General features: G+C 23.7%; 13 protein-coding genes. 10 read left to right on the top strand and 3 right to left on the bottom strand.

Annotated elements, in window-relative coordinates; translation table 11 throughout:
• Positions 1–96 precede the first annotated feature (96 nt).
• The 3 genes from CHF27_RS00535 to CHF27_RS00520 all read left to right on the top strand — a co-directional run bounded on the left by CHF27_RS00535 (position 97) and on the right by CHF27_RS00520 (position 4,271).
• Complete coding sequence (locus tag CHF27_RS00535) at positions 97–1,992, top strand: type I glutamate--ammonia ligase (protein WP_095404922.1); 1,896 nt, start codon at positions 97–99, stop codon at positions 1,990–1,992.
• Between the two features lie 607 nt (positions 1,993–2,599).
• Positions 2,600–3,391, top strand: a complete 792-nt coding sequence (locus CHF27_RS00525; RefSeq protein WP_095404924.1) for a M23 family metallopeptidase — start codon at positions 2,600–2,602, stop codon at positions 3,389–3,391.
• A 190-nt stretch (positions 3,392–3,581) separates the two neighbouring features.
• Positions 3,582–4,271, top strand: a complete 690-nt coding sequence (locus tag CHF27_RS00520; protein ID WP_115975847.1) for a hypothetical protein — start codon at positions 3,582–3,584, stop codon at positions 4,269–4,271.
• 20 nt (positions 4,272–4,291) lie between these two features.
• Here CHF27_RS00520 and CHF27_RS00515 read toward each other — a convergent pair whose 3' ends face one another.
• Positions 4,292–5,416 carry an MGDG synthase family glycosyltransferase gene (locus tag CHF27_RS00515; protein ID WP_243444914.1) on the bottom strand — a complete coding sequence of 375 codons (1,125 nt, stop codon included), beginning with the start codon at positions 5,414–5,416 and terminating at the stop codon, positions 4,292–4,294.
• A gap of 113 nt (positions 5,417–5,529) precedes the next feature.
• Between CHF27_RS00515 and CHF27_RS00510 the strand changes: the two genes are divergently transcribed.
• The 6 genes from CHF27_RS00510 to CHF27_RS00485 all read left to right on the top strand — a co-directional run bounded on the left by CHF27_RS00510 (position 5,530) and on the right by CHF27_RS00485 (position 10,922).
• Complete coding sequence (locus CHF27_RS00510) at positions 5,530–6,885, top strand: hypothetical protein (protein WP_095404927.1); 1,356 nt, start codon at positions 5,530–5,532, stop codon at positions 6,883–6,885.
• A 32-nt stretch (positions 6,886–6,917) separates the two neighbouring features.
• Positions 6,918–7,952, top strand: a complete 1,035-nt coding sequence (locus tag CHF27_RS00505; RefSeq protein ID WP_095405112.1) for a M42 family metallopeptidase — start codon at positions 6,918–6,920, stop codon at positions 7,950–7,952.
• Positions 7,953–8,125: 173 nt separating this feature from the next.
• Positions 8,126–8,458 carry a PadR family transcriptional regulator gene (locus tag CHF27_RS00500; RefSeq protein WP_095404928.1) on the top strand — a complete coding sequence of 111 codons (333 nt, stop codon included), beginning with the start codon at positions 8,126–8,128 and terminating at the stop codon, positions 8,456–8,458.
• Positions 8,451–9,206, top strand: coding sequence for a DUF1700 domain-containing protein (locus tag CHF27_RS00495; RefSeq protein WP_158534710.1), 756 nt, complete (start codon positions 8,451–8,453; stop codon positions 9,204–9,206). The genes CHF27_RS00500 and CHF27_RS00495 overlap by 8 nt, the downstream gene beginning before the upstream one ends.
• Positions 9,199–10,242, top strand: a complete 1,044-nt coding sequence (locus CHF27_RS00490) for a DUF4097 family beta strand repeat-containing protein (protein WP_095404930.1) — start codon at positions 9,199–9,201, stop codon at positions 10,240–10,242. The genes CHF27_RS00495 and CHF27_RS00490 overlap by 8 nt, the downstream gene beginning before the upstream one ends.
• A 140-nt stretch (positions 10,243–10,382) precedes the next feature.
• Complete coding sequence (locus CHF27_RS00485) at positions 10,383–10,922, top strand: hypothetical protein (protein WP_095404931.1); 540 nt, start codon at positions 10,383–10,385, stop codon at positions 10,920–10,922.
• 59 nt (positions 10,923–10,981) lie between these two features.
• On the opposite strand, the gene CHF27_RS00480 is transcribed toward CHF27_RS00485, so the two are convergent.
• Complete coding sequence (locus CHF27_RS00480; protein ID WP_095404932.1) at positions 10,982–11,266, bottom strand: hypothetical protein; 285 nt, start codon at positions 11,264–11,266, stop codon at positions 10,982–10,984.
• A 274-nt stretch (positions 11,267–11,540) separates the two neighbouring features.
• On the opposite strand from CHF27_RS00480, the gene CHF27_RS00475 reads away from it, so the two are divergent.
• Entirely contained in the window at positions 11,541–12,638 is a 1,098-nt protein-coding gene (locus tag CHF27_RS00475; protein ID WP_095404933.1) for a hypothetical protein, read from the top strand.
• A gap of 47 nt (positions 12,639–12,685) precedes the next feature.
• On the opposite strand, the gene CHF27_RS00470 is transcribed toward CHF27_RS00475, so the two are convergent.
• A complete protein-coding gene (locus tag CHF27_RS00470; protein ID WP_095404934.1) occupies positions 12,686–13,006 on the bottom strand; it encodes a YlbF family regulator in 321 nt (106 codons plus the stop codon).
• Positions 13,007–13,028: the final 22 nt, after the last annotated feature.

Genomic DNA, 13,028 nt, shown 5'->3' with positions numbered 1-13,028 from the left:
AATAATATAAATAATTAAACGAATAAATTTTAGAAAAAAATTAAAAATACATTAAATTCCAATGAAATTTAACTACATGTTAAGGGGGTCAGTGTTATGAGTAAACTGTTATACACTATAGAAAAAGAACATCATAATGAAAATGATTTAAGAGAATTATTAATGAAAAATAAAAATATAAAATTTGTATCTTTAATGGGAGTGGACTTAGGAGGAAACTCAATAGATGAAAAAATACCAATAGAATTATTTTTAGAAGATATAAATGATTTTTTAAAATCAGCAATACAAACTGATGGTTCAAGTGTTGAACTTTATAACATAGCTACATTGAACAATGCTAAGGTTGATTTAATGCCAGATGTAAATTCTAAATGGTATATTGATTATAATTTTGAACATTTTGATGAAAATAATCTACCAATAGGAACTCTTAAAATTCCTGCATTTTTAATACATGAAAATAAAAAAGTTTGTTCTAGAGGGATATTACAAAAATCAGAAAAATACTTTAAAAAATCAATTTTAGATATATTAAAAGAATATCCACATATGATGAATAATGTTGGAATAGAAAGTATAGATGAGATAGAAAGTATAATTTTAACAGCTGCAACGGAATTAGAATTTTGGGTAAACACACCAGAAGATAAAGTAGATTTAGAAAAATTATATGTATCTCAAAGTTTAAAAGAACAATATTGGAAGAGAACACATGGGGTTATAAGAACTTGTTTAGAGAGAAGTTTAATAATTCTTCAAGAATTAGGTGTTAATCCAGAAATGGCTCATAAAGAGGTAGGCGGAATAAATAGTTCTATAAGTATAGAAGGAAAAACTAATCATGCTATGGAACAATTAGAAGTTTCTTGGAAATTTTCACATCCACTACAAGCAGCAGATAGTGAGTTATTAGTAAGGGAAGTTATTGAAGATGTATTTACTAGTAATGGGCTTGAAGTTACATTTAAAGCAAAACCGATACATGGTGTAGCAGGAAGTGGAGGGCATACACATGTTGGTGTAAGTGCTAAATTGAAAAATAATAAATTAATTAATTTATTTGCACCTAGAGATATGACACAAGATTATCTAAGTGAGATAGGATATGGAGCGCTTATGGGAATGCTTCATAACTACGAAGTATTAAATCCTTTTGTAACAGCTACAAATGATGGTTTTAATAGATTGGTTCCGGGATTTGAAGCTCCAGTATGTATTGTAACATCTTTAGGTCATAGCTATGAAGTTCCATCTAGAAATAGATCTGTTCTTGTAGGTTTAATAAGAGATATAAAAAATCCAAAGACTGTAAGATTCGAGTTAAGATCTCCAAACCCTTTATCTAATACTTATTTAGTATTAGCTGGATGTTATCAAGTAATGTTAGATGGTATAAAAGCAGCGGCGAAAAGTAAATTAGATACTAAAGCACTTGAAAAAGAATTATCTAAAGGTCTAGGAGAAGAAGGTTTCTATTTAGATAAAAACAGAGTTTATAGAGATGAAAATGATGTGTTTGAACACTATAATCTTGAAGAGAGAAATGATAGATTTGGAATACCTCCAGCAACTGTATATGAAAATATGAAAAATTTAGAAATATATGATTGCAAGTTAAAATCACTTAAACAAGGTGATGTTTTTACAGATAAAATAATAGATTCTTTTAAAACAGGCGCAATTGAAAAGTGGAAAAAAGAATTGAAAAATAGAATAATAGAAGAAAATATAAATATTATAAGAGCTTGTATAAAAATTCATTCTAAAGAAAATATGGATGCATTAGATGAAGTTATGTGGAATACTATTTCTGATATAAAATATAATGTAATGAAAGACACTTTAACTAGAAAATCACTTTTCACACAAATAAGAGAAGTTATAGAAGAAGGAAAGTATGAAGATGCATCAAGATTACAATTAGAGTTAAGTAATGAAATGGAAAAGATAGAAAAGCTATATAGACAATATAAAAAAAATATATATTAGTAAAATAAAGAAGGAATTTGAAGTTTCAAATTCCTTCTTTATTTTTTGGATAAAAATTTATTTCAATAAATGACTACTTAAAAACTAAATGAAATATCAAACTTATGCACAAAAGATATGCAAATGAATTTAAATTATAATTAGTAGTCGATTTTTTTGAAGGTAAAAAAGTTATTTTAAGAATAAAAAACATTATAAATAAAACAAAGTATCCAGAATAAAAAATAGAACTTACATTATAAATACTAGCTATATGAAATAATGCTGATAAAGTAGCAATTAATAAAAAAGAAGTGTTATATTTTGTAAAAATAGGTAAAGATTTATTGATAATTAATTTTAATTTTTTATTATTGCAAATAGAATATAAATCTCTGAGAACATATAAAAATGTATATAACAATATAAACATTGAGGATATGATACCTGATAAAATACCGATATTTTTAATCATATAAATCCTCCTTTACTTTATTAATATATAGTATTTTAAATAATCAAAATATGTGAATAAAATAATAAAATTTTTATAAATCAAAATAAAAAAGTAATAAAATTAGAAACAATAGTTAATAGTAATAGATAGTGGGAAAAGGAGTGGTAAAATATGATAAAGAATAGAAAAAAAATTATAATGAGTATTATATTATCATTAAGTTTTTTAAGTTATTTTAATGTTAAATGTTATGCTTTAAACGAAGAAGATAAATTAGATAAGTTGATTTTTAATAAAAATATACAAAAAAAATTACAGTCTAATATAAAAGAATTAAGTAATATACTAGAAATTAAAAAGAATAAAGATTCTGAAATTGTTAGTGTTAGCTTTGTGGAAAATAATTATATGTCTAAGATAGATAACGAAAAAGCAGAAGTTATTCAAATAGAAGACAGAATTAAGAATTTAAACAAAGAACTTGAGGATTCGATTATAGATAGCGTAAGACTAGAGAAATCTATTGAAGAAGAAAAAGTCAGCGTATTAGAAGAAAATAATATAGAATTTGTAAAAGGATGTTGGCCTCTTGAATCATATAAAGACATAAGCTCACCATATGGATATAGAATTCACCCAATAAGTAAAGTTAAAGATTTTCATAGAGGAATAGACATACCCGCACCTAAAAATACAGAAATATTATCTAGCGATGATGGAATAGTAGTATTTTCAGGGATGCAAAATGGATATGGAAATGTAGTGAAAATAAAACATTTTGATGGTAAAAAAACTGTTTATGCTCATAATACATTAAATTTAGTTAGTGAAGGAGATGTAGTGAAAAAAGGACAAGTTATTGGAAAAGTTGGATCAACTGGGGATTCGACTGGAAATCATGTTCATTTTGAATCAATAGTAAATGATAAAAATATCAACCCTATATATTCAATTAATAAATAAAAAAATAGAGGGGTTCTACACCCTTCTATTGAGAATATAATATAATAAAATATGTGATATAATTATTTTCACTTTATTTATAATAAATGCAAAAGGACTTATATGATTTATATAGAAATTAATAAATTGTGTACGTTTTGAAAAGACTGAAAATTTAGAAAATTATTAAGAATGAGGGATGTGATTGTCTATGAAGTACAGAATAATATTTGATATAATGATTTATATCATGGCGCCTGTATTGTTAGGTAGTATGATAAATGTTAATTACTTAACCTATTTTATTATGTCTTTAGCAAGTATAGGGTTATTTTATACAACAATAACTAAATTTAAGCAAGATAGAATAAATGTATCGGGTTTAGTCTTCATGGCATTAAGCATAGTATTATTTATTTTTAAGAGTAAAGTTAATTTAGGATTTGATATGTATGTATATAATACATTCTTTTTAATTTTAGGTTCAGTATTAATATCACTAATAGGAATGTTTGGAAAAAATATATGTAATTATATATATAAAGATATTTTAAATGTAATTGGATATAATGATTTAAATGTAGCCATTATTGTAAAAAAGAATGAATTAGAAAAAGAATTTAATAAATTATCATCGTTAGTAATGATTCATATGTTAGCACTAATTTTTATAAGAGTGTATTCTATTGTGGCTTATGGAGTTGATAATTATTTAAAAACTTCTGATTTGGAAAATCTAACATCTATATTATTAATCATGGGTGAAATATATTTAATTTCCAAAATAATATCTAAACCTAAAAATAAAGTACGAATAAATAAAAAGAAGAATAAATCTAATTATAAACAAAATGAAAAAAAAGTAATAAATTTGAATCAATATAAAAATGTAAATAAATAACAAGAGTTATATCTTGTTATTTATTTGCTATTTATTAATTCTAATATATATTCTCCGATTTTATCTGTATTTATAAGCGATTTGAATTGAGATATATTATTTTGCATAAAGCTTATAAATGTATCAAATTCACCAGAAGCTAAAGAATTAAAAATATTTTTCAAATCATTATCGTCGCTATAAATGATTCCCACACCTTTATCTATTATAAATCGAGCATTTTCAATTTCTTGACCTACTTTAGGCACTTTGACTATAACAGGGGTTTGTGAAAGAATGGCTTCAAATAATGTAGCACCACCAGGCTTAGTTATCATTAAGTCGTAATCTTTAATTAAATTATGCATGTCATTTACAAAACCAAGAACCTTTATATTTGATAAAGGTTTTTTTTCTGTTAGATGTTCATATAGTTTATAGTTTTTTCCAGTAACTATTGTAACATCTATAATATTCTTATAATTTTCTAAAAATTCATCAATCCAATACATAAAGTCTTCATCTACATCAAATAAACCTCGTCCACCACCTAAAAGAAGTAGCCTATATTTATCAGGATTAGTAACTTTAGTAGTAGTATAAAAATTTTTATTAACAGGAACACCAGTAACCTTTATGTTATCAGGATTTATTCCTTTTTGGACAAATCTATTTTTTATTTCAGAAGAAGCAACGAAGTACATATCAGTGTTAGAATATACCCATTCAAGACTATCAACAACATCAGTTATAACTGTTAAATTTGGTATTTTAATTTCAGTATGTTTTTCTTTAAAGTTATGAACACACGCTGCAGCTAATGGAAATGTTGAAATAATCAAGTCTGGCTTTATTTCAAGTATATATTCAGATAACTTAGGTGTATATATTCTATGAAAAATATCATATCTTGGATCAAAAGATTTTTTTAAGTAATAATAGTAGTTATATAATTCTGGAGTATATTTTGTATTATTTTCATAAAGCTTAACCATTGGTTTATTCATCTTAGGGATACTAGCATTTATAAAATTTTGTATAATTACATTGTAACTATTATCTTGTTCTAAAATATAATCTTTTATAGCTTTTGCAGCACTTATATGTCCAGCTCCGAACTGAGCAGTTAAAATCAAAATAGTTTTACATTTATTTGTGTCAATCAAGATATCACCTCTATTAATAAAAAGTATATTATTTATAGTATTATACATATATATATAAATTTAATCAATGACAATAAAGTTATTCTTTTTTAGGAGGAGATACATAAATAAAGTTGAAAAATTATAAGAGAGGTGGTGGTATGGAAGAATTAGAAGGTAAAAAAATATCTGAGTACAACTACGAAATCGAATTCATTCAAATTATAAAAATTTTTATATATTCATTTATAGGTATAATTGTATTCTTTATTCCAATAAGATTAGATGGAGAAACTAAAACATTAATATATCATATTGCAAATAAAGTTCAAAATCAACTAATGGTATTATTGCAAATATGTATAATATGTTTTACTGCTATGGGTTGTTTTAAATCTATTTTAGAATATAAAAGACAAAATACTAATAAATTATATGTGTATATACGATTTTTTAGTATATTAATTTTAATAAATTTATTTTTTGGAAAGCAGTCATGTTTTTTTATTAAAGATAATACTGCACTCTTAATTAAAACGGTTATATTAGATTTAGCTACTGTATTGCCAATAAGTGCTATATTTATGCCGTTTTTACTAGAATATGGTTTAATGGATATAGTAGAAGCTTATTTTCAAGTTAAAATGAAGAAAATATTTAAGTTAAGTGGTAAAACAATAATTAATATATTAATATATATTTTTACAGATTGTTTTTGTGGTATTTTTATGACTAATAAATTATACAAAGATGGTAAAATAAGAGCAAATGAAGCTAGTATATTGTCACTTAATTTTTCTATAATGTCATTTTCTATGATTAACTATATATCTAATGAATTAAATTTAAATAAACTACAATTGGTTATAATAGGTGCATTAATTTTGGTGTTATCTAACATAATACTATGTAGGATTAGACCATTAAGTAAAGTTAAAAAATCATACTTTATAAAAACATCATATAAAGAAACAAGATTTAGAAAAAATAAATTTAACAATGCAATAAATAAATATCTTAAAAATAGATGTGATAAAAATATATTTAATCATATGATACAAAGTTTTGAGGAATCTGTAAAGATAATTATGTACATAATACCAGATATAGTTATAGTATTATTTTTAGGAGATATGATTATAAATAGTAAATTATTAATACCTAATTTAGTTCAATTATTAAGTAATGCAATAAAAGTTTTAAAATTATCAGGAATAAACCAAGTTTCAAGTATAATTGTTTATGGATTTTTTAATGATATTATAGCTATTGATATGGTAGATAAAAGTATAGAATATTCAACAAGATTATTAATAGGGTTAATAATGATTTTAAAATGCACATCTTTAAGTAGCCAAATTTTATATATAAAAGAATCACAAATATCAATTAATATGAAACAAATTTTTATTATATATATAGAGAAAATACTAATTATAATGTGTATATATTTAATAATGCATTATTTTTATATAGGTTACATAATGTAATTATATATAAAATAGAAATAGGAGAGGTAACTATGTACAATAAAGAGATAATAAAAAAATATTTAATAGATTTACTACAAATTCCAAGTCCAACAGGGTATACTTCTAAAATTTCAAATTATATAATAAAAGAATTAGAAGATATGGATATTAAACACAAAGTAAGTAACAAAGGTATAATAGTAGCTTCAATAGAAGGAAACGATAATACGTATTCAACTACATTTTCAGCACATATAGATACATTAGGGGCTATAGTAAAAGAAATAAAGTCTACTGGAAGATTAGGAATAAATCAAATAGGTGGATATATGATGAATTCAATTGAAGGTGAAAATTGTATTATACACACTAGAGATAAAAAGTCTTATGAAGGAACTGTACAGACAATAAAACCTTCGATTCATATACATGGGAATGAAGCTAAAGATTTACCTAGGGATTGCAAGAATTATGAAATTATCATAGATGAAGAAGTATTTTCAAAAGAAGATGTTAAAAATATAGGAATTGAAGTTGGCGACATAATATCATTTGATACTAGAGTTAAAATAACAAATTCAGAATTTATAAAATCTAGATATTTAGATGACAAAGCATCTGTAGCTGCAATGTTATATGTAATGAAGTTTATAACGTTAAACAATATAAAGCCTAATCATAATATAAACTTTTTATTTAGCAATTATGAGGAAGTAGGGCATGGATCTTCAACATTTATACCAAAGGATACAAAAAATTTTATTGCAGTTGATATGGGATGTCCTGGAGATGGGCAAAATTCGACTGAATTTGATGTATGTATTTGCACTAAAGATTCAAATGGACCTTATGATTATGAATTTATAGATTATTTAATAAAGATATGTAAAGCAAACAACATAAATTATAAATTAGACATATATCCTAATTATGGATCAGATGCTACAGCAGCACTAAAATCTGGGTTAGATGCAAAATTTGCATTAATAGGTCCAGGAGTGTTTGCATCTCATGGATATGAAAGAACCCATATAAAATCAATTATTGAAACTACTAAACTTATAATAAGTTATATAAATAATTAAAAAATAAAAGCCTTCTATGGGATTTATATAAATGAATTTCATAGAAGGTTTTTTGATTAAATAAAAATCATCTATTGTGTATCGCACAGTACTGTGTTATTATAAATGTATAAAGGTAGAACATAGTACTGTGTAAAACATAATACTGTGCATTTTAAGAAAGGAGAAATTAAATGAATACACAGTTTAGAAAAGGCGTGTTAGAAATATGTGTATTAGCTCTTATTTCTAAGAAAAATATGTATGGATATGAGATAGTACAAAATATTTCTAAAGTAATAGATGTAAATGAAGGAACTATATATCCTATTTTGAGACGGCTTACAAAAGAAGAATATTTCGAAACATATATATTAGAATCAAACGAAGGCCCAGCTAGAAAATATTATAAGATAACTAAATTAGGAATGGAAAATTTGAGTAAATTATTAAAGGAATGGAAAGATTTTGTAAAAGCTGTAAATATTTTAATAAATGATGATGAAGGAGGAACTAATTTTGAATAAAACTGAATTTTTAGAAATTTTAAAGGATTATTTAAAGAACAATTTTTCACAAGATGAAGTTAATGATATATTGAGAGATTATGAAGAGTATTTTGTGAATGGACTTATAGAAGGAAAAAGTGACATGGAAATAATATCTGCATTAGGATCACCTAAAACTATATCAAGAGAACTTTTAGGTCAAATGAAAGAAAATAATGAGAAAGAACTGTCTAGACGAGATATAATAAGTGATAAATTTGAAAAAATAAAAGTTAGAACTAAAGAAAAATATATTAAAATTAAAAGATATATAAGTGATAAGCTTACACCTGATTTATATAATGAGGGAAAAAGTATATCTAGAGATTTAATAAAAATAATTCTAATAGCGCTATCATTATTTTTAATAATTCCATCCTTTAGTTTAGCTATAATGTTAATATCTACAGGGGCAGGATTAGTAACATCCCTAATAGCTTTTATTGTAGGGGTTCCGTTTATACTTAAATTTATATGGACTACACCTGAAGTAGCATCTTTGCTTATATTTATTTCTATTGGATTCATAGGAGTACAAATACTTGCGTGGGAAATTTATATATTTATTCTTAGATTTTGTAAAGATTTAATTAAAAATTATATAAATTGGTTAAAGACTAGAAATATATATATAAATGCAAGTGAAAAAAAAGAAAAGCTAAAAAAAGAAAAGTTTTATAAAAATGATGAAATAATTGATAGGGAAGGAGAGGACAAAAATGAATAAAAAACTTTCCATATTTGCTGTTGTATTAATAATAATAGGAATTATAGGCACAATATTTTCGGGAATAAAATCAATGCCATATTTTATGAAGGTTATGTCAAATGCAGAAAAAGAGATAAACAGAGAAACTAATATATATAATAAAGATGTTGATATAAATAAATTATATATTTCAACGATTGATAGTAATATAGTAATAAAAAAACATAATAAAAATAATATTGTTATAAATGAAAAAGGTAAAGATAAATATGCTAAATTTGAAGTTAACTCTAATGAAAACTTATTAGAAATAAAGCAGCTAGAAAATAGTAGGAGCAAAGTAAATGATTTTTATAATATAAAAAACTTAAATGATTTATTAAATATAGTTGTAGAAAATATATACAAAAATACAAATCATAGTATAGTTGTATATATACCGAAAGATGCAGATATAGAGGTTATAACTGAATCTGGAAATTTAAAAATAGAAGATGATATATTTTTAGATAATTTGACATTTAAAACATCATTAGGATATGTAAGTCTACCTAAAGATATTTTAAAATTATCTAAATTAGACATAAAGTCAAATGGGAGTGTTCAATTAGCTATGTCTGAATTGTTAGGAATAAAAGATGTAAATATAGAAGCTAGAGATATAAATATTTATTCAGATGATAAAGATATATTTATTAATGATATAGAATCATATATTCCAGAAAATATTGCAATTAATCAAAGAATAAATAATCCTAATTATGGAAATGTAAATATTAATACAAATATACCTGTTGCAAATAATATTAATATAAATGGATATAATTCAGATGTTACATTAGATTTACCAATACAAAAATATAAGATTAATTTTGATATTAAATCATCAGAAAATATATTATTACAAGGATTAGTAAATAAAAATATAGTATCTGATAAAACTACTATAAATGAAAATATAAGAGAAATTAAAGGTATTTTAAATAAACAATTGGAAAATCTAGAGAAACAATATAACGTAAATGTAAAATCACAGAACATAAATATTTATTAATAAATATAGTTTTTTAAGGATTTAAGTGTTTTTTTAAACAAAAACTAAAAATAAATTAAAAGAAATATAATAAAAAGCTAAAAAAATAGGATTCCTATGATATAATAAACTTTAAATACATATAAAAAAGAGGGATACCTATGAATAAATTAGCAGTGATTTTATTTTTAGTTACTACCACTTTATTAAATACGGCATGTACAAATAATGATTATAAATTATCAAATATTAGTGTTATAGAATCGGACGAATCTCTTATAAAAAGTGAAAATAACTTAGAATCTAACAAAAATAGTCAAATAAAGTCAGGAGATATAATTAATCTACCTATACAAATAAGTATAAAGGATTTGAAAGAAACTAAGTATTTATCAATTAGTGATAGTAGTACATTAGAAGAAAAAATAAATGTGATTTTAAATGCAATATCAAAAGAGTGTTTTAATGGATTACCTATAAAGGCCACCGTTTATGGTAATGATATAGCTAAATTAGAGTTATTAGAAATTAAAGATAATGATAAAAATAGGTATTCTTGGAAAGATGACTATTTAAATGATAATGTAAAAGAATATACTATAAATAATATAGTTAAAAATATTCTTCAAGAAGAATATAAGGGAACTTGGATAAAAGAAGTTCAATTATATTATAATGAAAAATTGATAACATTAGATTAAAAAGGCAGAATTAGAAATTATATATTAATTTCTAGACTGCCTTTTTTAATTAAATAAAATTATAATATTATTTCTTCTGTATCATCCGAAAATTCTGGGTTATTAGCAATATAATTAGCTATAGATAATAGTCCTAAGCCAGCAAATAATTTTAATTGATGCTTAGTTAAAGATTTAAATAAAGGAACTGTAAATTTTCTAACATTAGGACTAATTATACTTGCGGTTGTTAAAATAGAACCAGTAACTGCACCAGTAGATATTATAGGATGACTGGACATAAAAAATTTTATGTTTGAAGCATTTTTACAGCAATAATCATTAGTATTTTCATTTGAAGTCATTTAATCACTCCGTTCTAAAAAAATTTCACAAGTTTATTTATATAACGCTTGTATATATGATATGTAATAAACATAAAAATATAATTGGAAAAGTATAATAAATTTTTAGTAACTATAGATGTAAAATAGATTTAAAATTTTTTCATTTTGGCAATTAAGGGATAAATACTAAATAACTAGTAACCAGATTAGATACCTATCATATAATTATAATAAACAACATAAGTTTTGTTTATGGAATTAAAAAATTACTGCAAAGGGGTTTTGACATATTATGAGAAAGAAAAAAAAACAATGGTGTTCATGCACTCCTCAATATGAGAGTTGTAATCCATGTGAGAAATCAGTAGATACATGGAAACCTGCAAGCACATGCAAGCTAACAAATAATTGCAAATCTTGTAAAAAGCCAACTAAAAAATATGTAGATTGTTCTTGTGAAGATTATGAATCTACATGTGTAGAAAAATGTGAAAATTTAGCAAAAAAAGCTCAAGAATTATTTGATAAAGCTTCAGAATCTGAATGTCAAGCTACACAAACTTATGATCAAGCTAAAGAATGCGAAAAATCAGCACAGGTATTATCAGCAAAGGCTAATAATTTATTACAAAAAGCTAAATGCAATGAAAAGGAATCTAAAGCAGCTGAATGCAAAGCTAAGGAATTAATGGAAAAATCAGATCAACTTTCCCAAGATGCTAAATGTTTATTTAAAGAAGCTGAAAAGGCACAAAATCAAGCTGACATTAATTGTGAAAAAGCTAAATGTTTATATGAAAAAGCTCAAGAACTTAATAAAAATGCTAAAAATTTATACGCTCAAGCTATGAAATGTAATGAAAAGGCATTAGAGTGTTTTAAGGTAGAAGGGGAAAAGATAAAAGCGTACCAAATGAATTCTAAAAAATGTGAAGATATGATTTCTAAGTGTAATGTAAAACTAGATAAATGCGATAAAAATGTAAAAGGAATTTGTGATAAACAAACTATGTGTCAAGAAGATATTATATGTGATAAAAATGCAAACTGTGGTTGTCAAATGCCAAAGAAGAAAGTTTGTAATAATGAATATTTAAATTGTGATGCAATGTGTAATACTAAAAATTATTGTTTAGAAAATGAAAATGAAGATGATGAAATAATTTATGTAGAAGAAAGTGATTTATGTACAGGTAATTTATGTTCAAGTTATGTAAATCCTATGTATAATATGGCACCAATGCAATATATGGGAAATATGTGTAATAAATATCCATCATTAGATATGCCATATATGAATCCATATATGTGTAAATGTCAAGATATGAATGATATGTGGATGAATTATTATATGATGATGCAAAATATGATGTCTTTAGATGATATGTAAAAATTAACAGTACTGCTTAAAATAAAAAGAATGCCTAGGCATTCTTTTTATTTTAATAACTCATTTTCTATAGCTTTATAAATTTTATCCATCATAGAATTAAAATTTCTAGTAGCATTCATATAATTAGATACAATAGGAACATTAAAAAAATTAGTATAATCTCTATTCAATTGACTAATTTTTTTAGAAGCTTCTTCTAATTTGTATCTAGAATATATATTATTTTTTGTATTTATATAATTGTCTAATTGTTTTTTTAAGGATTTATTTTTTTCAATTTCAAATTTGGCTTTATTCATAAGCTTAAACTCATTTGTATTTTTAATATAACGAGCAAATTCTTTAGATCTTTGATTTATATCCATAAATATACCTCCATTTAAAAAA

It is taken from the genome of Romboutsia maritimum, assembly GCF_002251085.2.
Classification (GTDB): domain Bacteria; phylum Bacillota; class Clostridia; order Peptostreptococcales; family Peptostreptococcaceae; genus Romboutsia_B; species Romboutsia_B maritimum.
This window is presented reverse-complemented; position numbering and strand designations above follow the sequence as displayed.

Bases quoted from the DNA above. Each gene is read 5' to 3' on its own strand.
- CHF27_RS00485 (WP_095404931.1), top strand. From the start codon at position 10,383: ATGAATAAATTAGCAGTGATTTTATTTTTAGTTACTACCACTTTATTA.
- CHF27_RS00525 (WP_095404924.1), top strand. From the start codon at position 2,600: ATGATAAAGAATAGAAAAAAAATTATAATGAGTATTATATTATCATTA.
- CHF27_RS00480 (WP_095404932.1), bottom strand. From the start codon at position 11,266: ATGACTTCAAATGAAAATACTAATGATTATTGCTGTAAAAATGCTTCA.
- CHF27_RS00490 (WP_095404930.1), top strand. From the start codon at position 9,199: ATGAATAAAAAACTTTCCATATTTGCTGTTGTATTAATAATAATAGGA.
- CHF27_RS00500 (WP_095404928.1), top strand. From the start codon at position 8,126: ATGAATACACAGTTTAGAAAAGGCGTGTTAGAAATATGTGTATTAGCT.
- CHF27_RS00520 (WP_115975847.1), top strand. From the start codon at position 3,582: ATGAAGTACAGAATAATATTTGATATAATGATTTATATCATGGCGCCT.
- CHF27_RS00505 (WP_095405112.1), top strand. From the start codon at position 6,918: ATGTACAATAAAGAGATAATAAAAAAATATTTAATAGATTTACTACAA.
- CHF27_RS00475 (WP_095404933.1), top strand. From the start codon at position 11,541: ATGAGAAAGAAAAAAAAACAATGGTGTTCATGCACTCCTCAATATGAG.
- CHF27_RS00470 (WP_095404934.1), bottom strand. From the start codon at position 13,006: ATGGATATAAATCAAAGATCTAAAGAATTTGCTCGTTATATTAAAAAT.
- CHF27_RS00535 (WP_095404922.1), top strand. From the start codon at position 97: ATGAGTAAACTGTTATACACTATAGAAAAAGAACATCATAATGAAAAT.